Origin of the sequence: Pseudomonas sp. B1-22 (assembly GCF_050474425.1) — a bacterium.
Taxonomy (GTDB): Bacteria; Pseudomonadota; Gammaproteobacteria; order Pseudomonadales; family Pseudomonadaceae; genus Pseudomonas.
The window spans coordinates 275,474-302,021 of sequence record NZ_JBCHVH010000007.1 but is presented as its reverse complement, the minus strand read 5'-3'; the positions used below and the strand labels follow the sequence as shown (position 1 = coordinate 302,021).

Annotated in this window: 15 protein-coding genes; 7 read left to right on the top strand and 8 right to left on the bottom strand. The window is 64.6% G+C overall.

The features are described 5' to 3' along the window. Positions 1-135 precede the first annotated feature (135 nt). A complete protein-coding gene (locus ACQ5BL_RS26220; protein WP_243807587.1) occupies positions 136-1,293 on the top strand; it encodes a response regulator in 1,158 nt (385 codons plus the stop codon). A 42-nt stretch (positions 1,294-1,335) separates the two neighbouring features. After that, positions 1,336-5,751, top strand: a complete 4,416-nt coding sequence (locus ACQ5BL_RS26215) for a response regulator (RefSeq protein ID WP_243807585.1) — start codon at positions 1,336-1,338, stop codon at positions 5,749-5,751. A 280-nt stretch (positions 5,752-6,031) separates the two neighbouring features. Here ACQ5BL_RS26215 and ACQ5BL_RS26210 read toward each other — a convergent pair whose 3' ends face one another. The 8 genes from ACQ5BL_RS26210 to ACQ5BL_RS26175 form a co-directional block, all read right to left on the bottom strand. Further along, entirely contained in the window at positions 6,032-7,648 is a 1,617-nt protein-coding gene (locus ACQ5BL_RS26210) for an arylsulfatase (RefSeq protein WP_243807584.1), read from the bottom strand. A gap of 595 nt (positions 7,649-8,243) precedes the next feature. Continuing rightward, positions 8,244-9,563, bottom strand: coding sequence for an OmpP1/FadL family transporter (locus tag ACQ5BL_RS26205; protein ID WP_243807583.1), 1,320 nt, complete (start codon positions 9,561-9,563; stop codon positions 8,244-8,246). Positions 9,564-9,724: 161 nt separating this feature from the next. Beyond that, positions 9,725-11,626 carry an acyl-CoA synthetase gene (locus ACQ5BL_RS26200; protein WP_243807582.1) on the bottom strand — a complete coding sequence of 634 codons (1,902 nt, stop codon included), beginning with the start codon at positions 11,624-11,626 and terminating at the stop codon, positions 9,725-9,727. After that, positions 11,626-12,582 carry a fumarylacetoacetate hydrolase family protein gene (locus tag ACQ5BL_RS26195; protein ID WP_243807581.1) on the bottom strand — a complete coding sequence of 319 codons (957 nt, stop codon included), beginning with the start codon at positions 12,580-12,582 and terminating at the stop codon, positions 11,626-11,628. The genes ACQ5BL_RS26200 and ACQ5BL_RS26195 overlap by 1 nt, the downstream gene beginning before the upstream one ends. A gap of 168 nt (positions 12,583-12,750) precedes the next feature. Further along, positions 12,751-13,842 (bottom strand): VOC family protein, encoded by a 1,092-nt coding sequence (locus ACQ5BL_RS26190; protein WP_243807580.1) that lies wholly within the window; start codon positions 13,840-13,842, stop codon positions 12,751-12,753. Between the two features lie 84 nt (positions 13,843-13,926). Next, entirely contained in the window at positions 13,927-14,541 is a 615-nt protein-coding gene (locus ACQ5BL_RS26185) for a TetR/AcrR family transcriptional regulator (RefSeq protein ID WP_243807578.1), read from the bottom strand. Positions 14,542-14,837: 296 nt separating this feature from the next. Then, positions 14,838-15,500 carry a TetR/AcrR family transcriptional regulator gene (locus tag ACQ5BL_RS26180; RefSeq protein WP_243807576.1) on the bottom strand — a complete coding sequence of 221 codons (663 nt, stop codon included), beginning with the start codon at positions 15,498-15,500 and terminating at the stop codon, positions 14,838-14,840. 2 nt (positions 15,501-15,502) lie between these two features. Next, positions 15,503-17,158, bottom strand: coding sequence for a bifunctional 3-(3-hydroxy-phenyl)propionate/3-hydroxycinnamic acid hydroxylase (locus ACQ5BL_RS26175; RefSeq protein WP_243807574.1), 1,656 nt, complete (start codon positions 17,156-17,158; stop codon positions 15,503-15,505). 228 nt (positions 17,159-17,386) lie between these two features. Between ACQ5BL_RS26175 and ACQ5BL_RS26170 the strand changes: the two genes are divergently transcribed. The 5 genes from ACQ5BL_RS26170 (at position 17,387) to ACQ5BL_RS26150 (ending at position 26,501) form a co-directional block, all read left to right on the top strand. Beyond that, a complete protein-coding gene (locus ACQ5BL_RS26170; protein WP_279577315.1) occupies positions 17,387-20,314 on the top strand; it encodes an AAA family ATPase in 2,928 nt (975 codons plus the stop codon). Positions 20,315-20,441: 127 nt separating this feature from the next. Then, complete coding sequence (locus ACQ5BL_RS26165) at positions 20,442-20,657, top strand: hypothetical protein (protein ID WP_243807573.1); 216 nt, start codon at positions 20,442-20,444, stop codon at positions 20,655-20,657. Between the two features lie 117 nt (positions 20,658-20,774). Next, positions 20,775-22,271 carry an efflux transporter outer membrane subunit gene (locus tag ACQ5BL_RS26160; protein ID WP_243807572.1) on the top strand — a complete coding sequence of 499 codons (1,497 nt, stop codon included), beginning with the start codon at positions 20,775-20,777 and terminating at the stop codon, positions 22,269-22,271. A gap of 28 nt (positions 22,272-22,299) precedes the next feature. Then, positions 22,300-23,409, top strand: a complete 1,110-nt coding sequence (locus ACQ5BL_RS26155; protein ID WP_243807571.1) for an efflux RND transporter periplasmic adaptor subunit — start codon at positions 22,300-22,302, stop codon at positions 23,407-23,409. Further along, positions 23,406-26,501, top strand: a complete 3,096-nt coding sequence (locus ACQ5BL_RS26150; RefSeq protein ID WP_243807570.1) for an efflux RND transporter permease subunit — start codon at positions 23,406-23,408, stop codon at positions 26,499-26,501. Before ACQ5BL_RS26155 ends, ACQ5BL_RS26150 begins: the two co-directional genes overlap by 4 nt. The last annotated feature ends 47 nt before the right edge of the window (positions 26,502-26,548 follow it).

The window sequence follows — 26,548 nt, the reverse complement described above, 5'->3', positions numbered from 1 at the left end:
TTCCGGCGGGGAGCGGGGCGATCAGGTCGTCAGGGTTGTGCGGCGGCGTGCGCCGGATTAGGGATCATCTAATCTCGGCTATAACCGAGCGGTGGATGTCCGTACCGCTCTTTGGCTGGCAAAAGGAACGTGACCATGGGCAATACGCAGGAAATTTATAAACCCGCGACCGTTCTGGTGGTCGACGATACGCCAGAAAACCTGATGCTCATGGCTGAGCTGTTGAAGGATGCCTATCGGGTCAAGGTTGCCAACAGCGGCGAGAAGGCGCTTCGCCTGTTGCAGGGCGACTCGCTGCCGGACCTGATCCTGCTCGACATCATGATGCCGGATCTTTCCGGCCATCAGGTGGCGGAAAAGCTCAAGAGCAACCCGCGTACCGCCGACATTCCCATCATCTTTCTCACCGCCATGGCGGCCATGGAGGACGAGGTCCGCGGGCTGCAGATGGGCGCGGTGGACTACATCACCAAGCCGATCAATCCGCCTATCGTGCTGGCGCGGGTGGAAACCCAGCTGAAGATCAAGGCCGCTGCCGACTTCCTGCGTGACCAGAAGGAGTACCTGGAGCAGGAGGTGCAGCGTCGTACCGCCGAGGTCATGGCCATCCAGGACGTGACCATCCAGGCCATGACCTCGCTGGCCGAAACCCGCGACAACGAGACCGGAAACCATATCCGTCGAACCCAGCACTACGTGAAGCTGCTGGCCGAAATCCTGCGTGAGCATCCGCGCTTCCGGCATTTCCTCAATGACGAGACCATTCGCCTGCTGTTCAAGTCGGCGCCGATGCACGACATCGGCAAGATCGGCATTCCCGATTACATCCTGCTCAAGCCGGGTCGCCTGACGCCGGAAGAGTTCGAGATCATGAAAACCCACACCACCCTGGGGCGCGACGCCATCCAGCATGCCGAGGACCAGCTGGGCGTTTCCGTGGGGTTCCTGCGTCTGGCCAAGGAAATCGCCTACAGTCACCAGGAAAAGTGGGACGGCAGCGGTTATCCCGAGGGGCTGGCGGCTGACGATATCCCTATCAGCGCCCGCCTGATGGCGGTGGCGGATGTCTATGACGCGCTGATCAGCCGGCGCGTGTACAAGGCCGGCATGACTCACGAGCAGGCGCTGGAGATCATCCGCCAGGGACGTGGCGCGCACTTCGATCCGGATATCTGCGACGCGTTCCTGGGCAACCATGAGCAATTCCAGGCGATTGCCGCACGTTACGCCGATAGCGACCAGGACATGGCCAGGCAAGTCGCTGCCCTGGCGTTCATCGCGCAGGAACCGTGAGCCTCGGCGTGGCCCGTCCAGTTTCGGCAATAGGGAGTTGCCATGAACAAGATCTCCGCTCTACTTGAGCGTCTGTCGCTGCGCAGCAAACTGATTCTGGGGCTGGTCGCGCTGCTCGTGCTGATCCTGCTGCTGGGTGTGCAAAGCCTCCGTACCCAGGCGTTGTTGAAGCGCGACATGGAGAAGCTGTATCAGGAAGACCTGGTCGGCGCGGCCCATCTTCAGGAGGCGCGTGCCCTGTTGCCACGCCTGGTCCTGGAGCAGCAGCTTGCCGTGGGTACCAGCAGCGCAGAAGTCCGCGTCAATGCCCTGGAGCAGATGAATAATGCCCAGCGGCGCTTGCAGGAGTCCCTGGCCCTGGCGAAACCGGTCCTGCGCCTTCCGCAGAGCCATGTGCTGATGGCCGAGCTGGAAGTACTGGTGGATCGCATTCGGCGCGGCGGCGAGGAAGCGCTGGACCTGGCAGGCAGGGGGTATCAGGGCCAGGCCTTGGCGCAGCTCAGCAGCAATGATTTCCAGAGCCTGAATCAACGGGCCGACGAAGTGCTCAACCGCATGGCCCAGGTCAAGGAGAACTTCATCCATGACACGGCCAAGCAGATCGCCGATTACGCCCAGGCCAGCACCACGCTGACCTATATCCTGCTGCTGGGCGGGCTGGCGCTGGCGCTGCTGTTCTCCGGGTTGATGAGCCGTTCGATCCGGCAGCCGCTCAACCGCGTGCGTGTCGCAGTCGACCAGTTGGCGACGGGGCAGCTCGACCAGCCTATCCCGCATACCGACCTGCAGAACGAGACCGGCGACATGGCGCGCGCCATTGCCACCTTGCAGACCAAGGCCCAGCAACTGGAGCGTCAACGCTGGATCCAGGCGCAGACGGCGCAATTGCAGGCTGACCTGCCCCAGGCGACTGCACCGGATGAACTGGCCCAGAGCTTCCTCCGGCATATGGCCGGCATGCTCGGCATCTGCCAGGGAGTGGTCTACGGTCTGCGCCAGGGCAGCGATCATCTGGAGCTCATGAGCAGCTACGCCATCGATCCGGAGTATCCGCCCAAGCCGGTGGTGGCGCTGGGCTCCGGCCTGGTTGGGCAGTGCGGGCTCGACGGTGTGCCGCGCCAGTTCGATGGCGTGCCGCCGGAGTTCGGCCGGCTGCAGTCCGAGTTGGGCGAACTGCCTGCCAGTTATCGGCTGCTGCAGCCGATTCAGCGCGGCAACCGGTTGCACGGCGTGCTCGAATTGGCCGGGGTCCGGCCCCTGGGCGAGCGCGAAATGGCCCTGCTGCATGAAACGCTGCCCAGACTGGCCGGCGCCATGGCGCTGCTGGAGCGCAATCTGGCGGTGCAGGAACTGCTGGAGGAGACACGCCGGCAGGCCGACGAAATGGGCGCCCAGGCGCTGCAGCTGGAGCGCCAGGCGCAAGAGCTGGAGGCTCAGCAGGGTGCCCTGCGCTCCACCGAGGCCTGGTACCGGGGCATCATCGAAGCGTCGCCGGACGGCATGCTGGTGATCGACGCGGGCGGTCGCATCCTGATGACCAACCCGCAGCTGGACAGCCTGTTCGGCTATGCGCCCGGCGAGCTGATCGGCGAGTCCATCGAGTGCCTCGTGCCGCCCGCCGTGCGAGGGCGCCATGTGGCACTGCGCAACGGTTTCATCGGCCATGGCGGGACCCGGCAGATGGGCGGCTCCCTGGAGAACCTGCAGGGTATGCGCAAGGACGGCAGCTTCTTCTCCGTGGAAATCGGCCTTTCGCACCTGCCGGCCCTGGAAGGGCGCGGTACCTGCGTGTGCGCCTCGGTGCGTGATGTCAGCGACCGCCGGGCGATGGAGAGCAAGCTGCGTACCGCCAGCGATCGCCTGAGCCTGGCCCAGGAGGCCGGCGACATCGGCCTGTTCGACGTCGACTTCGTGAATGACACGGATTACTGGACGCCCCAGCTGGAGAAGATGTTCGGGCTCGAACCCGGCGGTTTCGGTGGAACGATGGCGGCGTGGAAGGCGTTGCTGCATCCCGATGATGCCGAAGCGGTCGATCGGGCCTATGCGGAGGCGGCCGCCAGCGGGGCCGATCGCTATGAGTGCGACTTCCGTATCGTCCGGCAGAACGACGGTGAAGTGCGCACCTTCAGGTCGCTGAGTCGCTTCACCCGGGCGCCTGACGGTACCCCGTTGCGCGCGACCGGGGTGAACATCGACGTGACGGAGCTGGTCAAGGCCCGCGCGATGGCCGAGGAGGCGACCCGCGCCAAGAGTGATTTCCTGGCCAACATGAGCCACGAAATCCGCACACCGATGAATGCCATCATCGGCATGAGCCACCTGGCCCTGCGTACGGAACTGGATGCACGGCAGCGCAACTACATCGAGAAGGTGCATCGCTCGGCGGAAAACCTGCTGGGCATCATCAATGACATCCTCGACTTCTCCAAGATCGAAGCCGGCAAGATGGAGATCGAGGTCATTCCCTTCTACCTGGAGGACGTACTGGAGAGCTTCGCCGGCATGGTCGGCCTGAAAGTGGAGGACAAGGGCCTGGAGCTGCTCTACAACATCCAGCCCAACCTGCCGACCGCGCTGCTGGGCGACCCGCTGCGCTTGGGGCAGATACTGATCAACCTGGGCAACAACGCCGCAAAGTTCACCGAGCGCGGCGAGATCGTGGTGGGCATGGAGCGCACCGGAGGCGACGACAAGCAGGTGGAGCTGCATTTCTGGGTGAAGGACACCGGCATCGGCATGACCCGGGAACAGTGCAAGCGGATGTTCCAGTCCTTCAGCCAGGCCGACAGCTCCACCACCCGCAAGTACGGCGGGACCGGGTTGGGCCTGGCTATTTCCAAGCACCTGGTGGAGCGGATGGGTGGGCGCATCTGGGTGGAAAGCGAACCCGGCCAGGGCTCGACCTTCCACTTCAGCCTGAGCCTGGCGCTGCAGGGCGAGGCGCAGCCTCGGCGCATGTTCACCGCCGATGAACTGCTCGGCACGCGGGTACTGGTGGTGGACGACAATGCCAGCGCCCGCGAAATCCTCTCCACCATGGCCAGCGGGTATGGCGTGGAGGTGGACGTGGCGGACAGCGGCGGCCTCGCCTTGCGGATGCTGGTGGAGGCCGAACAGCGGGAGATGCCCTACGACCTGGTGCTGATGGATTGGCGCATGCCTGGCATGGACGGCGTGGAGACGGTACGGCGAATGCGCGAGGTAAACCTGACGCACACGCCATCGGTCATCATGGTGACGGCCTTTGGCCGGGAGGATGTGCGCGAACAGGCTGAGCGTCAGAATGTGCACCTGCCCGTGGTGCTGACCAAGCCGGTGACGCCCTCGACCTTGCTGGAGGCTCTGGGCACCGTGCTCGGCAAGGTGCCGCACGCCGGAACCCGCGCCAGTGAACGCTTCGGGCAGAGTACCAACGATGTGGCCAGCCTGAAGGGCGCGCGCCTGCTGCTGGTGGAAGACAACGAACTCAACCGGGAACTGGCCTGCGAGCTGCTGCAGAGCGTGGGTATCGAACTCTGCCAGGCCTTCGACGGGCAACAGGCTCTCGACCTGCTGGAGCGGGACGCCGAGTTCGATGGCGTATTGATGGACTGCCAGATGCCGGTCATGGATGGCTATACCGCAACGCGCCATATCCGCCAGCAACCCCGATTCGCCGAAATGCCGGTGATCGCGATGACTGCCAATGCCATGGCTGGCGATCGCGAGCAGGCGCTGGCATGCGGCATGAACGACCATATTTCCAAGCCGCTGAACGTGACCGACATGTTCGCCACGCTGGCCAGGTGGATCAAGCCGGGAGCCGGCCGCAAGCCAGCGGCGCCGCTGGCGAATGCTCTGCCGGCCGCACCGGCGACGGGGTTGCCCGAGAGCCTGGCGGGCATCGACATGGAGGCGGGGCTTGCGACCTGCATGGGCAACCGCGACCTTTACCTGCGCTTGCTGCGTAAGTTTCATGCCAGTCAGTCGCGCTTTGCGGAAGAGTTCCAGGCGGCCCGTGCCAGCGACGATCCCACGGCGGCGGCGCGGCAGGCCCATAGCTTGCGCGGTACCGCCGGCAATATTGGTGCGAAGAAGGTGGCGCAGGCCGCCGGCACCTTGGAGCAGGCGTGTCTCTCCGGCGAGGCCGCTGAGCGGATCCAGGCCTGTCTCACCGAGGTCGAGCAGTGCCTGGGACCTGTGCTGGATGCACTGGCCGGACTACTCCCTCCGAGCCCCACCGCCGAGCTGACGACCGTCACGCTGCGTTCGCATCCGCAGTTCGGCGCCCGTCTCGCCGAGTTGAAGCGGTTGCTGGACGAATGCGACATGGTCGCCGTGGACAGCCTGAAAGCACTGCAGGCCATGGTGCCCGGTTCCGCGGAAGCGGCGCTGCTGAACCAGGTGGCGCAGCAGGTCGAGCTGTTCGAGTTCGACAAGGCCCTGGAGTTGCTGCAGGGGTTGCAGGACGGATAGGTACAAGCCGCTCAGTGCAGAAGTGCAGTGCACTCGATCATCCGTTGCATTCGTTCTGAACACCGATTGCAGCGAATTTGACCGGAATGGTTTGGAAGAATGATCGGCAGAGAGCGGCCAGAAGCGGACCTTTGAGGCTTGTGTAGTATCCACTGTCAATCTGATTTACGAGAGCAACCTGCTGTCCGGCCGCTTTGCTGTGCTGAATCTATCCCATGCGGGAATGGGTGGCAGGCTCTGACCGCCACCCATGTTTATGCATTAACGTTCCGACATTTGATTACTTGGCCATCGCTGCTGCTCTTGCGGCCTCGATTTTGGCTTTTACTGACTCAAGGTTGAAACTCGCACCTTTTTGCATCGGTGGGAATTCGATTGCCGTTTCAGCCAGTTTGGCGACCTCCTGCTGCACAAACACGAAGCGCCAGAACTGGAATCTGAACCAGTCGAAATACTGCAGGGAACCATTGGCCGCCTGGTTCTGCGGCCAGCCGGCGCGCTCGAACGGATCCAGACGCAGGTTGGTCAGTACGGGCACGTCAACGCTTGTCTTGGCACCGAGCCAGCCATCAGGTTGATCGATGAAGCGGTACTTGTAATCGTCGATACGTACCGCGCCCAGACTGCTTTCGCCGAAATAGAAGATTTCATGACGATTGGACGGACCTTTACCGGTGATCATCGGAGTCTGGTCGTAACCGTCCAGGTGCACTTTGTACGTCGTGTCGCCCAGTTTCTTGCCCTGGAGCAGTTCGCTCTTGATATTCGGGTTGCCTGCCGCGGCAATGAAAGTGGGGAACCAGTCCATGCCCGACATGATGCCATTGGCAATCTGGCCCGCCGGTACCTTGCCCGGCCAGCGGATGATCGCCGGCACGCGGAAGCCACCCTCCATGACAGTCCCCTTACCCATGGCAAACGGCGTCTGGCCGCCATCGGGCCAGGTGAAGTTTTCCGCGCCGTTATCCGTGGTGAAGACCACGATCGTATTCTGGTCCAGACCATCTTTCTTCAACTTGGCCATGACGTCGCCGACAATGTCATCGAGCTGCGCCATGCCGGCTTCCTGTTCGGACCAGCCATTTTCTGCATTACGCATAGCCTGGTACTTGTCGGAGAGGTGGGTGACGATGTGCATGCGGGTCGGATTGAGCCAGACGAAGAAGGGTTTGTTGTCTTGTTTGGCCTTGTCGATGAAGCTGAAGGCCTTGTCGCGGATTTCGTCGTCGACAGTTTTCATGCGTTCAGGATAGAGGGTGCCCGCGTCTTCGATTTTCTGTTTGCCCACTTTACCCCAGCGCGGCATCACGGTTGCGTCGTCAGTGTTGGTTGCCCAACTATGGACCATATTGCGCGGGCCCACCTTCGACAGCAGCTCTTGCGGGTAGTTGGGGTGGGCCGGATCTTCCATGGCGTCGAGGTGATAGAGGTAGCCGAAGAATTCGTCGAAGCCATGCACGGTAGGCAGGAACTCGTTCAGGTCGCCTAAATGGTTCTTGCCGAACTGGCCGGTGGAATAACCCATGGACTTCAGTACGGTGGCAATTGTCACCGCCTGGGCGGGAATACCGATAGGTGAGCCAGCCTGTCCCACTGTGGTCATACCGGTACGTATCGGCAGTTCGCCGGTAATAAAGTTGGCACGGCCAGCCGTGCAACTGGCTTCGGCATAGTAGTCGGTGAAGCGCATGCCTTCGGAGGCGAGGGTGTCTAGATTTGGCGTTCTGCCGGCCATCATGCCCTGGTTGTAGACGCCGATATTCGACCAGCCAATATCGTCGCCCATGATCACCACGATGTTGGGCGCTTTATCGTCCGCCTGGGACAATCCAGGCAGTGCAATCGCCGACAGTAGCGCTGTGACTGCGAACAGCGCAGAGAACGTTCTGTTGTTCATTTCGAACTCCTTTGCATTTCGAGAGTATTTCGAGAAATTCCCTCCAACTACCCTCCCGAAATACGAAAGTTCTCCCCGGAAATAGCGTAGGTATAAATGCCGATCATCCAGTGACATTTTTGAAATCGATATGAAAACAGTTATTCCGATTCAATCTTCCATTCAACAGGGCCTATCAACAGCTGCTTTCAGCCGATCAAGGGCTTGTGTCAATAATCACTGAAAGTGAATGAACCGTTGGTCAATCACCGTGGCCTTAGGTCAAGGCGCGGCAATGAGCTGCGATTGACAGCTTCTCTACAACTCGCTGCTCAGCTCGGATGCAAGCCGAGTCAGAATGAATACGACTGTATGGACCGATGAGTGCACTTGCGCAGCTCAGGACCGTCAGGGGCAATCGCAGGGTAGGGGACGGGAGCAAACGCGCTCCTGCAGGGGCGTGAAAAAGGGAGGCCGATGGCCTCCCTTTTCTGTTTGCATGGCCACCGGCTGAATCCACACCTCAAAACAGCCGTCGGTGCGCGCAAGCAGTTGTCATCCGGCTGCGCTGCCGAACGCGATGATGCGGGCCTGCAATCGGTTGGCCGATCTTCGATCAGTAGCGATAGGTCAATTGCACTGCCAGGCCGTTCGCGCTGCTGTTGAACTTCGCGCTGTAGTCTGGCTGAAGGCCGGAGTCATTGGTCTGGTTGACCGATGCTTCGGAGTCCCACAGGTACCCGTACGCGGCGTCGATCGTCATGTCGCTGTTCGGTGAATAGGCCGCGCCGAGGGTGACGGACTTGCGATTGGCGACGGGGATGCGCACGCTCCGGTCGGCGTTGCGGAGCGGAGCGGGATCGTAGGCAAAGCCCGCGCGCAGCAGCCATTGGGGATCCAACTGGTAAGACGCGCCAACCGCCGTCGACCAGGTGTCGTGCCAGTTCAACTCTTCCCCTACCTGCCCAAGACCAGCCGCCTGGCCGAGTGGAGAGACATTGCTGTTGACGGCCTCGAATTTCTTGAAGCGACTCCAGCGTGTCCAGGTGGTGCCCAGGTAGCCGGTCCAGCGATCGTCGAAGTGATGGGTGATGGAAGTGTCCAGCGACTCCGGTGTATCGAGGTCGACCTTGGCGTCGTATTTCCCGTTCAAGGCCAGGAAGTCAGGGGCGTCTGAAATTTTTGTATGTCCCTTCAGCTCGTAGCTGACCTTGGAGTGATAGGTGACACCCCAGCTCGTCGCCTCGTTGAAGTCGACCAGGAAACCGATGTTGTAGCCAATGGCAGTATCGTCGCCTTTGATGGTGACCAGGGTCTCCTTGCCGTTATTCAAATTGCCGGTGGCCAGATTGTTTTGAAGTTTCGCGTCGAAGCGGTTGAGGGTCGGGCCGCCACCGATAGAGAAGTGTTCGTTTATTCGATACGCAATCGTTGGTTGCAGGGTGATGATACGGGTCATGCTGTACGAGCCGAAGTAGCGGCCCTGGAAAGTGTTTTCGTAATCGTTGACGAGACCGAAGGGAACATAGAGTCCCAATCCCACCGCCAGGCGCTCATCGATGGGGGTCGACATGTAGGCGAAGGGAATGACGGCGGTGGGTACCGAGTCGCCCTTGTTCGTCCCTGACGCCGTGCTTTCGACGTCGCTGATATCGTCGCTGACTGCGAGTACCGCGACGCCACCGCTCACTTCGCTGCGCCGTAACTGGGTCAGCCCGGCGGGGTTTCCATAGATCGTGCTGGCGTCCAGGGCGGAAGACGATCTTCCCGCGTAGGCGGTGCCCGCGCTGCTCGCGCTCTGCTCATTGAGCGTAAGGCCGTTGGCGAACGCCGTCGTCGAACTGCCGATCAATCCAGCGGTGGCGGCCGCCAGGACCCACGCCGAATAGTGTCGATGAGCGGGTTCCGCGCATTTCACGCAATGCTTCTGATACATCCTTCACCTCTTATTGTTTTTGTCGGGGCGCAGACGGAAACAGCAGGCAAAGCGCTGCCCGCCTGCGCATATGCCAGGATCGCCAGGGGTGGTTTTTCATTAACCGGCCTGCAAGGGCGCCGGTTGCCGCTGCGCTTTCGATCTACCGAAGCGGGACGGCTTCAGTCATGCCATTGGATCTGCAGGCTGTATCGCCCCAGGACGGGGGCCAGTGACGGTTGGACTGCTCCTGCATAAATGTTCAGGAGCAGTCCGCGCTTGTTGTCCTGTATCGCTTCCACTCGAATGTCCGGAAGTCCCAGATCGGCAATTTCCCGTTTGACGACGGCGATGGCCTCGCGCTGTTGCAGGCCGGGTTTGAATATCTTGCCCACCGCAGTCAGTGGCAGTTCGTTCAGGACTTCGACTCGCCTGGGGATCGCGGCGCGTTCGCTGATGTGTTCGCTGGCGAATGCCAGGAGCGCTTCGCCGCTGCAGGAAACCCCCGGCTTCAACTGGACATAGGCCACCGGAACTTCGCCGGAATAGGCGTCCGGGCTACCGATTGCCGCAGCCAAAGCGACGGCAGGGTGGGCTTGCAGCGCTTCCTCGATCTGTTTCGGGTCGATGTTGTGGCCGCCGCGGATGATCAGTTCCTTCTTGCGGCCGGTCAGCCAGAAGTAGCCCTCGGCGTCCTGGCGGCCGAGGTCGCCGGTGTTCAGCCAGCGTTCGCCGTCGATGTCGATCCAGATGCCCTGGTTGTGGCTTTGGTCCAGATAGCCGTCGAACAGATTCGGGCCGCGAATGGCGATGATGCCGACCTCGTCGGTGTGGGCGTCGCGTTCGTATTCGCCCGCAGGGTCGAGGATCACCGCACGCATGTCCTGGTAGGCGAGGCGTATGCCGATGGAGCCGACACGCCGCTCGCCATGGGGCGGATTGACCGAGGAGACGCAGGCCCCTTCGGTCAGGCCGTATCCTTCGAGGATGCGCACGCCGGTCCGGCTTTCGAATTCGCGGAACAGCTCGACCGGCATCGGCGCCGCGCCGCAGAGCGCATAGCGCAGGCTCGACAGGTCGCGCGTGGAAGGGTCGCACCTGAGCAGCGCCGAATAGACGGTTGGCACGCCGGAGAAGAAATTGATACCGAAGTGTTCGACCATGTCCCAGAAGTGGGGAATGACCTCGGGGTCGCGATAGCCCTGGGCCGTGCCGAGGATCACGTGATCGCCCTGGGACCAGGGCATCAGCCCGGTGACCAGTTGCCCGTTGACATGGAAGAGGGGAAGGCCGCAGAAGATCACCTGGCTGCCGCTGCGCGGTTGCAGGTGGGCGGCCATCGCCCAGGCGTTGAAGACTTCCGAGCCGTGCGTGCGTGTGGCGATCTTGGGCAGGCCGGTGGTGCCGCCGGTACAGAAGTAGGAGGAGCGCTCCTGCGAGTGAATCTGCCGGCCACTGGTGAGATGGGTTGCGGGTTGGGCGTCCATCAGGGCGCGCAGATCGTGGATGGGGACGCCGCTGTGCTGCGCCCGCTCCCGTTCTGCCAGGGCCCGGAGCACGGCGCGTTGCTGTTCGTTGGCATAGGCCTCCGCGCTCACCCAGACGACATGCCGGACCGCCGGCAAGTCGCCGAGCTGGGGGGCCAGTTTTGCCCAGGAGTCGCTGCCCGGCGTGGGAGCCAGCGTCACTACGACGGAGGCATTGGCCGACTGCAGCAGGCTGGCGATCTGCCTGGCTTCGAGCAGGGGGTTGATCGCCATGACGATGCCCGCCGCCTCGCCGCCCCAGATGGTGAAATGGGTCTCGGGCAGGTTGGGCAGGAGGAAGGCGACGACCTCTGTCGGCGTTATTCCCAGTGCATGGAAGGCGTTCGCCGCGCGGGTGATGTCCGCGAACAGCTGCGCGTAGGTCCAGTCGAAGGTGCGCCCGAAGTTCGAAGCCTGGGGAATGAAGCTCAGCGCCGGAGCATCGGGACAGCGCTCGGCGCTGCGGCGCAGGGTTTCATAGGTGCTCGCGGCCAGCAGGTGTTCCGCCAGCGGGGCGCTTTCGAGCGCCGTGATGTCGGCCAGTGTCTGCACGCTCATCAGGCTTCCCCCACGACGCGGTTGCGTTGCTCTCCCAGGTCGATCACGCCATCGGTGCTGCGAATGCGCGCTTCGACGAGGTCGCCGACCTTGAGGTATTGCGGACGGCTTTCCTGCGCCTTGAGGAACAGTTTCCACTTGGTGGCTTCGGGCATCAGGGCGGCGATGCGCTGCTTGGCGGGGGAGGGGATGGACAGGGCACAGCCGGCCGGCGTGCCGGTGGCGATCAGGTCGCCCGTATCCAGGTCCTGGACCGTCGAGAGTTCGGTCAGGGTTTCGGCGGGGCCATAGACCAGGTTGGCGGTGGAGTCCTCCTGGCGCACCTGGCCATTGACCGTCAGGCGCAATTGCAGGGCCTTGAGGTAGTGGATGTCCTTTTCGCCCAGCAGGCAGAGGTAGGGGCCGACCGGGCCGAAGGTGCGGAAGCTCTTGCCCTTGTAGAACTGCATCTGCGGAATCTGGATGTCGCGGGCCGAGTAGTCGTTGACGATGACGACGCCGGCGATGAACTCGTGGAGGTTCTTGTCGGTGACGGAAACGGCGCCGCTGATCGCGCGTTTCATGATCAGGCCCAGCTCGATCTCATAGTCGAGGAAGCGCACGTTGCGAGGCTTGATCAGATCGCTGTCGGCGGCCACCAGGCAGCTGGTCGCCTTGGTGAAGATCATGTTGTATTTCTTCGCGTCGGGGTCCATGCCGGACTCGATCATGTGCTGGCGGTAGTTGGCGCCCTGGCAGACGAACTGCTGGTTGCGGGTCACCGGCGACAGCACCTTGACCTCGCTCTCGGCCAGTTCGCCGCCTCTCAGCCGGGCCAGCTCCTCGACGCTGTTCTGGCGGATGAAATCGCCGGTCGTGGCGAAGGCGCCGGGGATCGGGGTGATGCGCCCCTGGCGGATCACGCCCCACTGGACGGTGTTCTGGTGTTCGAAACGGACGACATGTACGGCTGGCATTGAAGGCACTCCTGGAGCATCGTTTCGCCCCTGCTCGCGCGGGCGGGGGCTTGGTTGTGGGCATGCGGCGAATGCGCTCGGGCCGCCGGCGAGCATCCAGCCCGCCATCGCGGCAGCGCATCGCAGGGCGGTTCGCCGACTGACATTCATCGGGGCAAGGACGCGGCGCTATCCGAACAGGCGCATCAGTGCGGTCAGCTTGCGCAGCGTCAGGTCCGGGCTGCGTCGCAGGTTGCGCAACAGCGCGCGCAGATTGCTCAGGCTGAGCCTGGGCCGGGTGAAGCTCTTGGGCATGCGCTGCCCCCACTGCGCCATGGCTTCGGCGCTGACGTAATGAACGCCGGTGGGGGCCGAGGCCGTGAACAGGTCGCCGTCGCAGTAGTGCTCGTGCTTGTCGCCCCAGGGGTCCTGCCAGTAGTCGAAGATCTGGCTGCCGAGGATGTGCCGGCCGATGCCCCAGGCATGCTTCCAGTCGCGTTCGCGCAGGACGCGCTGCCCCATGCCCACGGCGTCGGCATCGACCAGTTCGTAGGCGCTGTGGCTGTACGTCGCCACGAAGCCCTGGGCGATTGCCAGGGTATGGTGATCCGCCGGCGTTTCGCCCCGGTCCAGGCGCATGAAGGCCACGATGGGCGACCCGTCCGCGAGTACCTGTACGTCGCTGGGAATGAAACCGAGATGCTGCGTGTACCAGCCGCAGGTGGCCTGGTAGTCGGCGACTTCGAGGACGACGTGTCCGAGCCTCAGCACCTCCGGTGGGGTAATCGGAGGGCGCTGGGCGCTGTTGATGCGCGGTTGCTGCAGGGCGAAATTGAGCGCCAGCGCCTGCCGGTGGGAGAGGGGATCGCTGGGCGATTGCCCGTGGATGACCTCGACGATGAATCCGGAGGGATCGGTCAGCCTGACCTGCCGTCCACCGCCCGGATGGGAAATCTCTTCGATCGCCGACGCCCCCGGAATCCGGGCCAGCCGCTCCAGGTCCTCCCGACTGTCCACTTCCAGTCCGAAACCCAGGAAGCGCGCCTGCTCGGCACGGTGGACGCGGTAACAATAGGGCGTCGGATCGGCGGCGCGCAGGTACAGCGCATCCGCATCCCGATGGCTGATCGTCAGGCCGAAGTCAGTCAGGAAGCGCGCCGCCTCGTCCAGGTCGGGGCGCTCGAAGATCAGGTGGGCGAGCCGCTGGGCCTTCACCGTGGGGGCGGAATGCCGGGCCGGTTCAGGTGTTGCCAGGCGAGGTAATGCAGGAGTGCTGGTCATTGTTCTTGTTCTCCGAACTTTTTTCGGGCAACAGTCGGCCGCGCTCCGTCCGGGCGGGGCGACAACCACATCGATTGGGCGGATCTAGCCGAGTGCGGGGAGTGCCGGCAGCTCCGTCGTCGCGAGGCTTCTGGCTTCCTCGAAGGGTACGCCCAGCGCCCGCAGCAGGAATTCCGACGTGTCGGTGCCCGCTTCGCGCCAGGTCTTGTGTCCTTCCAGCACCAGGAACATCGCCCCCAGCACCGCGCTGGAAATCAGCGTGATGACCGAGAGCAGCTGGTCCTGCTGGAAGCGGTAGCGCTGGCTGGCGAAGCCTTCCAGCAGGTCCTTGGTCGCCTGGCTGACGAACATCTCGCGCAGGGACGAGTCGCTCATGGCGAAACGATGGATGAAGGAGCCCCACTGGGGCTCGTCATGGGCGCGCCGGATGAAGAAGCGGACGCCATTGGCAAGCCGTTGGGCGGGGTCGGCGAGTTCCTCGAAACTCTTCCTGACCCGTTCATGCATCTCGGCGCTGAGATGGGCGGCAACCGATTCGAAGAGCTGCTCCATGCTGGGCACGTTGTTGTAGACGGTGCCGCGGGCGACGTTGGCCTCGACCGCCAGGTCGCTGATGCTCACATCGGCCGCGCCGCGTTCGGCGAAGAGTCGCAGGGCGGCCTGATGGATGCGTCGCTGTGCAGGGCTCAGGGATTTCACGGGCACTCTCCAGAATTGTCTCTGGATAGAATTGAACACGCATGTTCAATTCCGGTCAATGAGAATTTTCGAATGTCTGCCGTGATGCGCGGAATTTCCAGCTATATGCTTGGCCTTTTGGGTGGCTGGACGCTGACGTTTTGCGGGTTTGTTTGAACGTAAGTGTTCAATTATGGCTCGCAGCGCGGGCTGCATATTCCTCAGGCTTGGCCTGCGCTGGACGACGTCTCAGGAACGGAAGCCAAACCCGACGGAACAGGATTGCGCCGCAGCACGGCCAGCGACGTGGCTGGCCGTCAGGCGCCCACAGAAGCGTCGGGCAACGGCAGGCTGGCGATCTTCCTGGCCCTGGCCGGCGTGGCGCCCAGGGCCTTGAGGATCATTTCCGCGACCTGCATGTCATGGCCGGCGACGGCGCGCCCCTCGACGACCGAGCGCATCGCCCCGGTGGTGCAGGAAACCACCAGGTCCAGGGCGACGCTCTCGTCGTGGTAGGAGAGTGCGCCTTCACGCCGGCCTTCCTGCAAGTCTTCGAGCACGTGGGCGGCCAGGCGCGAGCGAATCGCCTGGTCGAAATGGAAGATGCGCAGCAGTGCGCTGGCCCATTGATGATCCTCGGCGGCCCGGCGTATGAACATGCGCACGCCGATGGAAAGCCGCTGGGCACCGCTGTGCACATCAGCGCTCAACGCAGAAATGGCATCGGAAAATTCGTCGGCCATCGCGATGCCCACGGCTTCGAGCACTTCTTCGCGGGTGCGGAAGTAGTTGTAGATGGTGCCGTTGGAGACTTCCGCCTCGGTGGCCACTTCGAGCAGGGCAATTTCCCCCACCTCCTTGCGCGCAACCAGGCGCAACGCCGCATCGATCAGGCCGCGGCGAGTGCGTTCGCGCTTCTTGTGGCCGCGCGTGAGTGGCTGTGGCGAGTCCGTTTCGGACTCAGGGGTGAGGGTGGACATCGTCAGGCTCGCAATCGGGGAGGCTCCACGATGGTAGCGGAAACGCCACGACCGTTGGAGTCGTCCCCTGCCAGTAGCACGCGGCACGCCTCCAGCAGTTGGCCCGCGTCCGCGGCCGGGGCGTAATGCATGATGTGGCGATCGGGGCGGACCGCGACCAGCGTGCCCTTGGCTGCCAGTGACAGGAGATGGTGGTTCAGGTCTTCCACTGTCGTTGCGTTGCCCGCCGGGTGCTGGCCACAGGGCACCACCTGGAGGAAACCGCCGCCGATGCCCTTCCAGGCGGTGACCTGGGCAGGGGACAGGTGCGCGGTCGGGTCGACGCCCAGTCCTACCAGGGTGAGGCTGTCGCCCAGCGCGACGTCGCTCAGTTGTATCCCGCCCAGAGCGTTGCGAACCCAAGCCTGGGGGAACAGGCCCCCGCTCACCAGCCGGCCGCTTCGGCGATGGGGCTTGAACAGGCCCTGCCGGAAGCGGTTCTTCGGCTTGATCTCCAGGTCCTCGAAGTACTTGCGCGTGGCGGGCGTCAATGCCAGCAGGCGCATCAGGCCGTGGGTCAGCACGGCGGCGAGCCTGCTCCTGGGCATCACGAGGCGCCCCATGAGCTTGGCCATGTCGATCATCGCCTTGGCGTGCGGGCGGCGTTCCTGGTCGTAGGTATCCAGTACCGAGGCGCTGGCCTGGCCGCGCAGCACCCAGGCGAGCTTCCAGGCAAGGTTGGACACATCGCGGAGACCGGCCACCAGGCCCTGGCCGACGAAGGGCGGGGTGATATGGGCGGCATCGCCGACGAGGAAGACGCGCCCCTTGCTGAAGCGGTTGCAGCAGCGGGCGTGGAACCGGTACACGGCCTTGCGTTCGATCTTCAGTTCTCGCGGGTCGATCCAGGGGGCGATGAGTCGCGCGATGTTTTCCGGGTCTTCCATTTCTTCCCGGGTTTCTCCCGGCTGCAGCATGAACTCCCAGCGCTCCCGGCCGCCGGGCGCGGGCATGTGCGGGATCGGGCGGTTGGGGTCGCAGATGAACTCGACGTGGTCGATGGCCTTTGCATGTCGATCACCGGCGTCGACGATCAGCCAGTCCTCGGCATAGGTCTGGCCTTCGAAGTCCTGGCCGATCAGGCTCCTGACCCTGGAGCTGGCGCCGTCGGCGCCGACCAGGTAACGGGCACGAATGAGGTGCACCTGGCCCTGCTCATCGCGCACGGAAGCGACCACGCCGTCCGCTTCCTCGTCCATGCCTTCCAGCTCATAGCCGCCCAGGCCGCTGACCGATTCCAGCTGGGCGGCCTTGTCCCGCATCGCATGCTCGAGGTCGGGTTGGTAGAAGGTCACCAGCTTCGGGTGGCCATCGATACAGCCCGCGGTGTTGGCTCGGCCGAACTGCCCGAGCAGGGGCGAGTGCATCCGCACTTCTGAAATCACCTTCTTCTCGAAGGCATCTTCCGCCAGCCCGGCGAGCTGCAGGATGCGCAGCGCCTCGTTGTCCAGGGCGATCGCGCGAGGCATCAGCAGGACCTCATGGGCCTTGTCCAGGACCAGCGTCCGCACACCATGGCGTCCCAGCAGCGCGGCGAGGGTCGCGCCGGCGGGACCATTGCCGATGATCAGTACATCTGTCGCTTCCGGAAGCAGTTCAGGGGGTTTCTTGTTGTTCATACCGAGCCCTTGTTGTGATTGAGGTCGTGAGACACGAAGGTCCCATCGTCAGGCGTGACTCAGGTTAATTAAAAATGAGACTAGTATCAATATTGGATTTTGTGTCAGTATTTCATGGCTGCAGGATTCACCTGCGCGATGCGCTCCGGCATGCGACAAGCTCCGGCACAACCGTTGTCCGGGGCCCGCCGAGACGGCTGCTGGTCCCCGGTTCGTGACGGGGCATCGATGGGTATTCTTCCGAGCCAACAGGTACCGAACGTGGCGCGTTTGCAGGCCAGTCCAGACCCTCTGCGGATCCGTTTCGCCGATTTCGAGCTCGACGAGGCCAATGCCTGCCTGATGCGGCATGGCGAGGCCGTGGCGCTCACGCCAACGCCTTTCGCGCTGCTCTGCGCACTGGCGCGCGAGCCGGGCAGGTTGTGGCGAAAGGACGCCTTGCTGGATGCGGTCTGGGGCCACCGGTTCGTCAGCGAGTCGGTGCTCAAGACGGCTATCAGCGAACTGCGCCTGGCCCTGGGCGACAACCCGAGACAGCCGAGCATCATCGAGACCGTGTCGCGCCATGGTTACCGCTTCATTGCCCATACCTCACCGGCGCATCCGAGTGGAAGCGTCGCGGCGCCGGATGCGGGCGGCTCCCCGGCGCCGCCGTTCGTCGGGAGGGCCGCCGCGCTGTCCAGGCTGGATGGGGCCTGGCAACGTGTGCAGGGTGGGCAGCGGGCGCTGGTCTGGCTGGCGGGGGAGCCCGGGATGGGGAAGACAACACTCATCGACCAGTTCGTCAGCGGGCTGGAAGGCGTTGCCTGCGCACGCGGTCATTGCGTCGAGCACTTCGGAACTGCTGAACCCTACCTGCCGGTTCTCGAGGCGCTCTCGCAATTGTGCCGTGCCGATCCGCAGCTGCCGGAACTGCTCCGTAGCGTTGCGCCGACCTGGCTGATGCAGTTTCCCTGGCTGTGCAGCGTAATGGAGCGGGAAGCGTTGCGGAGGGAAATGGTGGGCGTCGGACCGGAGCGCATGCTGCGCGAAATGGGCGAGTTGCTGGAGCGCTACACCGAGCAGCGACCGTTGCTGCTGGTGACCGAGGACCTGCACTGGAGCGATCGATCCACCGTCCAGCTGATCGCCTACCTCGCGCGCCGTCGCGGGCGTATCCGCATGATGTGGCTGGCGAGCTTCCGGGTGGCGGAGGTGGTCGCGCTCGATCACCCGCTGGGCGCCTTGCGCCATGAGCTTCGCTTGCAGCGGCTGTGCGACGAGATAATGCTCGATCCCTTCTCCGAGACCGAAGTCGCCGACTACGTGGCGCTGTCTTCGCCGGCGCTCGCCCGCGACGAATCCTTCGTTCGGGCCTTGCACCAGCGTACCGACGGCGTACCCCTGTTCGTGTCGTCGATCATCGACGAAGTGATCGACCCGACACGCGAAACCCGTGACGCCACGGCCGCCCTTGCCCAGGTTGGCGTACCACAGGGCCTGCTGGCGATCCTCGACAATTACCTCGCAAGGCTCGACGGCGAACAGCGCGTCCTGCTGACAACCGCTGCGGTATGCGGTGTCGAGTTTCGCCTGGAGACCGTCTCGGAGGTTATCGGACGCGACCTGGCCGAGGTCGCCAATGCCTGCGAGCAGATGGTGCTTGCGCATCTCTGGTTGGCGCATTCGCGCGTTTCTGATGGCGAATACGGCAGCGAATCGCATTACGCCTTCCGCCATGCACTGTTTCGCCGGATGGTGTACGAGCGCACGCCTCATCCGGTCCGGGCGCGTCTTCACCTGCAGGTCGGCGTTGCCCTCGAGCGTGAGCGCTGCGCCGGGGTGCCCGTGCCCGCCGCTGAGCTGGCGATGCATTTCGACCGGGCACGGCAGCCCTTGGCTGCGCTGCGTTATTACGCGGAGGCGATGGAAGCGGCGCTGCTGCACTTCAGCCCGGCGTCGGCGCTTGGCCTGAGCCGGCGCGTCGCGCTCCAGTTGGAGCGTGCACCGGCAGGAGCCGAGCGCGATGCGCTGGCGATCAGCCTGGCCACGCTGGAGGGCGTCGCGGCTTTCCAGATGTTCGGCCTCGACGGGCAGGCGGGAGAGGCTTTCGAACGTGCCTACGGACTGCTGGAAAAGTTGCCGGGACATCCCATGAGCGGACGTCTCCTGCACGGTTATGGCTACCTGCTGAGTCTGCGCGGGGAATACGCCCGAGCACTGGCCGTAGCCCAACGCGCCGAGGCGCTTTCCGCGCTGGCAAACGATCCGCAGCTGATGCTGGCGGCCTGCATCGTGCATAGCGAGGTACTGCATCTCCAGGGCCGTACACAGCCGGCTCGCGATTGGCTTGAGCGCGCGCTCGCCATTGCCGAATCCCTGGATATCGGAGCGGGTGAAGTCGTCGCGGCAGATCCCCAGGTAATGCTGCTGGGCATGCTGGCCATCGAGCTGCTGCGCGGCGGGCTGCTCGAGCAGGCCCGCCACAGCATGCGGCGGGCGCAGGCCCGCGCAGCGATGCTGCGACAGCCAATGGCACAGTTGGTCGCCTGCTGGCATGAGTTGCTGATGGAGGTTCGCCTGGGCAATGCCGAGCGCGTGCGGGAACGGGTGGAAGACCTGCAGGCACTGGTCGACGAACACGCGCTTGCCCTCGGGCGGACGGCCTGCGGTTGGTGGCGTGGCTGGGTGGAGGCACGCCTGGGTTCGCCGCGTGATGGCCATCGGCGCATACGCGAGGCCTTCGAAGCCCATGCCAGTCTTGGCATGCGCGCCGGCTCCAGCGAAGTGCTTGGCTATGCGGCCGAGGCGCTACTGCTGGCGGGCGATATCGAGGGTGCGCAAGGCGAACTGCAGGAAGCGCTGCGGGTGACCGCCGAACTGGGCGAGAGCGTTTATCTGCCGCAACTACTTCTGCTCCGGGCCGCCATCGCCCGGGCGCTGGGGGAGGGCGAAAGCGCCGGCGCTGCGGTGCGCAGTGCCCTTCAGGAGGCGCGCGCGCAGGAAGCGCCCTGGCTCGAACTCCTTGCGCTCGTCGAGCTATGCACCCAATGCGAAGCGACGGACCAGGAGCGCCAGGCGCTGGAGCGGCTCGTCGAGCGGCTTCCCGAAGCAGAGGGCAGCGAGCCGATGAGGCGTGCCAGGGCGCTGCTGCTTCCCCTCGATCGGACCGGCTGATCGGTCGCTGCCTCAGGCTTGCTGCGCGTGCTGGCGAGCATCCTGACCGAAGCCTGACTGTCCGCTTACGACTCCGCGATTCGACCTGTCTAGGCTGCGATCGAACTTTCGATCTTCTGGTCTAGCCATGGTCCTCAACCCCGAATCCAAATACCCGACTCGCCGCGCCTACGTGGTGAAACTGCAGAACGATGCGACGCCGGCCACGCTCGTCGGCCGCGTCGAGAACCTGGTTACCGGGCATCAGCGCGAGTTCGCCTGCGCCGGCGAGCTGCTGCGCGCCATCAGCGCCGACCTGGCCGTCTCGGCAGGCTCGCAGGCAGAAGACTCCGCCGAAGACTGACCTTTGACACCCGGCCGGATGCCCGAGCGTGGCGACCGAATCGCGACCGTTGGCTGACAACTTCGCCGCGTAAAAACCTCACGCTCAGCACTGCCGAATTCCTGCGAGTCCCTATCGATGTTGCGATTTTCACCCCTCTATTCGCCGTTCCGCCGCAGCAGGCCGGTAGCCGGTCTGCGTGGCGAACTCCTGCTCGCCGGTGCGCTTGCCGCGAGCATCGCGCTGGCTTTGACCGGTTGTTCCACGCCGATGCTGAAACCGTCAGAGGAGCTGCCTTCGCGGTTCGCTGCCGCCACGGCCTCCCAGATGGAACCGGAGGCGGCGTGGTGGACGGCTTTCAATGACCCGGTACTCAGCGATCTGGTGCAGCGCGCCATGCGTGAGAACCGCGACGTGAAGATCGCCGCCGAGCGCCTGGGGGCCGCGCGGGCAGGCGAGACGATCAGCCGTTCCTGGCTGTTTCCCAGCGTGGGGTTGTCCGCCGGTGGTTCCGACCGCCGCAGCGGTTACGACTCGGCCACGCGGCAGCTCTATCCCGATACCCGGACCGCCAGTGCGGGCCTGGACGTTTCCTGGGAGCTTGACCTGAGCGGCCGGCTGCGTGCCGGCGCGGCAGCGGCCAAGGCAGACGCCCTGGCCGCCGAATACGGCGAACGTGGCGTGCGTCTGCTGGTGATGAGCGACGTTGCCAGCAATTACTTCACCCTGCGCGGTGCGTTGCTGCAGGCGGAGACGCTGCGTGCCATAGCGGCGGCGCAGGACGAAACGCTACGCCTTGTTTCTGCGCGCAAGCGCGCGGGCCTGGCGTCCGATTTCGACGTCGAGCGTGCGCAGACCGAAGCGGCCTCCGCACGCGCGCAAATCCCGCCGATGGAAACCCTGGCGGCGGTGGCGCGCCATCGCATTGCGGTGCTGATCGGTGATCAGGCCTTCAATGCCGACGCCATCGTGCCATCCCTCAACGAGGCGCTCATACCCCGGCCACAACCCGGACAACCGGCCACGCTCCTGCAGCGTCGACCCGACGTCCTGGCGTTGATGGCGCAGCTGGATGCTGCCAATGCCCGCCGGCAGCAAGCCGCCGCCGAGTGGTTCCCGCGCCTGTTCCTGGGCGCTTCCTTCGGCAGCCAGGAGCTGGCGCTGAACGGGGTCAACCTCGGCACTGCCCGATTCACCAATGTGGCGGGCCTGCTCGCCATGCCGCTGTTCAACGCCGGTCGCACCCGCGCCATCAACGAGGTTGCCGAGAGCGGTCAGCGTGAAGCGCTGCTGCGTACCGAGGACGGAATCGCCCGCGCCCTCGAAGACGTGGAAAACGCACTTGTCGCCCTGGGGCAGGAACACCAGCGCGCAGGCTCGCTGCAGGCCGCATCGGCCACTGCCGAGGCTGCGCTGGGGCATGCCCAGTCGCTCTACAGCCGAGGGCAGATCGACCTGCTGCCGCTGCTGGACGCGCAGCGCGCTCGCCTGACAGCCCGGTTGAACGCCAACGACAGCAGCACGCGCCTGCTGCTCGACAGCGTCCAGCTCTACAAGGCGCTGGGTGGCGGCTGGCAGGTCTTCGAACCGATGGCCCCGTCCGCCGGGGCCGGCAGCGCCCACCCGCTTTCCTGAATACCGACGCCCAGAACGAGGAATCGTCTTGAACAATCCACTAGTCGCAGCCAGCGCGCTGACCGCCGCCGCGCTGCTTTGTGCATGCAGTCCCAGCCAACCGGCTGTGCTGGCACCTCGGCCCGTACGCACCGTCGAACTCCATTACGACAACGCCCGCGAGAGCAATCGCTACGTCGGCACCGTGCAGTCGCGCTATGAGGTGGACCAGGCTTTCCGCGTGGGCGGCAAGGTCGTCCAGCGCAAGGTCGATGTCGGCCAATCCGTGCAGGAAGGCGACGTGCTCGCCGTGCTGGACGACAGCGACTACCGACTGGCCGAAGAGGCATCGCAACGCGCGTGGGAAGCCAGCGTCGCGCAGGCCCGCCAGGCCGACTCCGACCGTCAGCGCCTGAGCGCGCTCAAGGCCGATGGCTCTGTCAGCGCGGCCGACGACGAGCGTGCCCGCACCAGTGCCCGGACCGCGCAGTCGAACGCCGAGGCCGAGGCGCGCCAGCTGGAGCTGGCTCGCAACCGACTCAAGTACACGGTCTTGCGTGCCTCGCGCAGCGGCGTGGTCACGACGGTCCGTTTCGAGGTCGGGCAGGTGGTGGCCGAAGGCACGCCGGTTATCTCCATCGCCGACCCCAGCCTCCCCGAGATCGTGGTGGACGTGCCGGAAGATCGTCTCGTGACCTTCCAGCAGTCGAGCTTCCAGGCGGCGCTGACCAGCTTGCCGGGCAAGACCTTCGCCGTCGCCTTGCGTGAACTGGCGCCGCAGGCCTCGGCGCAGACGCGGACCTACCGCGCGCGGTTGAAGCCCCTGGACATGCAGCAGCTGCCGCTTGGCGCCACCGCGACCCTGGAAGCGGCGCGCGTCATGGCGGGCACCCTGGTGGCGGCCGTGCCGGCGACGGCACTGACGCAAAGCAGCGGGCAGCCGGCGGTGTGGGTGGTCAAGCCGACCGGCGGGGACGCGCTGGGCACGGTCGAGCGGGTTCCCGTGGCGGTGTGGGGCTATCGCAACGAGGAGGTGCTCGTCTCCGGTCCGCCCGCGGGTGAACGGGTCGTGACGGCCGGTGTGCAGAAGATGTCGCCGGGACTCAAGGTGGCGCTGGCCAGCGACGGCGCCGAAGACAAGGCAGTGGTTGCGCGATGAACAAGTTCAATCTCACCGAATGGGCGCTGAACAATCGCGCCATCGTTCTCTTCCTGCTCCTCGTCGTGGCCATTGCCGGCCTGTTCAGCTTCACCAGGCTGGGCCAGCTGGAGGACCCGAACTTCTCTGTCCCGTCCATGACCGCGGGCGTCGTCTGGCCGGGCGCGACCGCCCAGCAGATCCAGGACGAAGTGCTGAATCGCATGGAGAAGAAATTTGAGCAGATCGACCACTTCGAGAAGGTGGTCACCTTCGCCCGCCAGGGCTATGGCGGCATGACGCTGACCGTGCGTGGCGGCACCTCCAGGGCGGACCAGCGCGAGGCCTGGTACCAGGCGCGCAAGAAGCTCAATGACCTGCGCCTGGAACTGCCCGAGGGCGTCATCGGCCCGGTCGTCAACGACGAGTACGGCGACGTGTACGGGCTGATGTATGCGGTCAAGGGCGATGGTTTCGACCAGGGCGAGCTGGCCGATGTGGCCGAAAACATCAAGCGCAGCCTGCTGAAGGTGCCGATGGTCAAGAAGGTCGACCTGATCGGCAAGCAGGCCAAGCGAATCCATGTGGAGTTCTCCCATGCGCGCCTTGCCGCGCTGGGCGTGACGCCGCAGGCCATCGCCGACAGCCTCAGGAGCCAGAATGCCTTGCTCCCGGCGGGCCAGATCGACACCGACGGCGACCGCGTGGTGGTGCGTGTGAGTGGCCAGTTCTCCAGCCTCGAGGACATCCGCAATGTGCCGATCACGGTGGGCGGGCGGACGATCAGGCTGGGCGATTTCACCACCATCAGCCGTGGCTATGAAGACCCGCCCAGCTACACCGTGCGCCACAACGGCCAGCCGGTGCTGATGCTGGGCATCTCGATGAGCGACGACGGCAACATCGTCGAACTGGGCAAGGCGATGGACGTGGCCGTCGCCAGGGTCCAGTCCGAGCTGCCCCACGGCGTCGAGCTCGAGCGCGTGGCGGACCAGCCGACCACGGTCAAGGATGCCATCTGGGACTTCGAGCGCTCGCTGATGGAGGCGCTGATCATCGTCATTGCCGTCAGCTTCGCCAGCCTGGGCTGGCGTACCGGTATCGTGGTCGCCACCTCGGTGCCGCTGGTGCTGGGCGGTGTCGCGTTGCTGATGCTGGCGATGGGCTGGAACCTGGAACGTATCTCCCTCGGCTCGCTGATCATTGCACTGGGGTTGCTGGTGGATGACGCGATCATCGCCATCGAAATGATGGTGGTGAAGATGGAGGCCGGCTGGGACCGGGTGAGGGCAGCGGGCTTCTCCTATCAGTCCACCGCCATGCCACGGCTGACCGGCGCGCTGATCACCGCGGCGGGCTTCATGCCCATCGGCCTGTCTAAGTCGACCACGGGCGAGTATGCCGGCGGCATCTTCTGGATCGTCGGCGCCGCCGTGCTGTTGTCCTGGATCTGCTCGGGCATTTTCACGCCCTACCTCGCGGTGAAGATGCTGCCGCAGGATTTCGCTCACCATCAGCATGCCGGCGATCCCTACGACACGCGGTTCTTCCGCGCGCTGCGCGGCCTGATCGACCTGGCCATCGCGCGGCGCTGGCGGGTCATCGGGGTGACCTTCGGTGCCCTGGCACTGGCGCTGGCGGGCATGAAGTTCGTGCCCCAGCAATTCTTCCCCAGCAGTTCGCGGCCCGAGCTGGTCATCGACCTGCGCATGAAGGAGGGCGCCTCGTTCGCCGCCACGGCCGAGCAGGTGAAGCGCCTGGAGGCGGTGCTGGCCAAGGACGAGGACGTCAACTTCTATACGGCTTACACCGGCGCCGGCGCCCCGCGCTTCTACCTGGCGCTCAATCCCGAGCTGCCCAACCCGGCCTTCGCCCAGTTCGTCGTCATGACGAAGGACCTGCAGGCCCGGGAGCGCGTGCGTTCCCGTCTGCTGAGCCTGGTGGATCAACAATTCCCGCAGGCCTGGGTGCGCGTCACCCGGCTCGAACTGGGCCCGCCGGTGGGCTTCCCGGTGCAGTTCCGCATCGTCGGTGCCGACACCCAGGTGGTGCGCCGCATCGCCGGCGAAGTGCAGAAGGTGGTGGCCTCGAGTCCGAAGGTGCGTGACGTCCAGCTCGACTGGAACGACCCGGTGCGCGCCCTGAAGGTGGTGCTGGATCAGGACAAGGCCCGCGCGCTGGGGCTCACCCCGGCCGATGTGTCGCTGGCGACCCAGACCCTGATGAACGGCGCCACCCTGTCGCACCTGCGCGAGCACGAGGACCTCACCGACATCGTCGCCCGCGCGGTGCCCGAGGAACGCCTCAACCTGGAGACGCTGAAGGACATCAATCTCTATACGCGTAACGGGACGGTCGTACCGTTGTCGGAAGTGGCGCAGATTCGCTACGAACTCGAAGAGCCGGTGCTCTGGCGTCGCAACCGCGACATGGCGATCACCGTGCGCGCCGACGTGAAAGATGGCGAGCAGGGCGTATCGGCAACCCAGGAAATCCGGCCGCTGCTCAAGGACATCGAGGCGAAGCTGCCTTCGGGCTATCGCATCGACGTGGGTGGCGCCGTGGAGGAGAGCGACAAGGCCAACCAGGCGCTACTCGCCGTGGCGCCGCTGATGCTGCTGACCATCCTGATGCTGCTGATGCTGCAATTGAAAAGCTTCTCGCGCATGGCGATGGTGGTTCTCACCGCCCCGCTGGGGCTGATCGGCGTGGTGCCGGCCCTGCTGGCATTCCAGGCGCCGCTGGGCTTCGTCGCGATCCTGGGCATCATCGCCCTGGGCGGCATGATCATGCGCAACGCCGTGATCCTGATCGACCAGGTGCAGATCGAGATCGCCGAAGGCCGTGATCCGTGGAATGCGGTGCTCGATGCAGCGATTCACCGGACCCGCCCGGTGATGCTGACCGCCCTGGCGACTGTCCTGGCGATGATTCCGCTGACGCGCAGCGTGTTCTGGGGCCCGATGGCGATCGCGATCATGGGTGGCCTCACCGTGGCGACGCTGCTGACCATCTTCTTCGTGCCGGCGCTGTACGCCGCGTGGTACAGGGTCCGCCGCGTACCGGTGCCCGGTACCCGGGAGGAGATTGGCGTAACCAGCATTGTGAACTGAAAGCGCAGTATCAGATCGATCTGCCTGCCTGGTGGTCGCGGAGACGA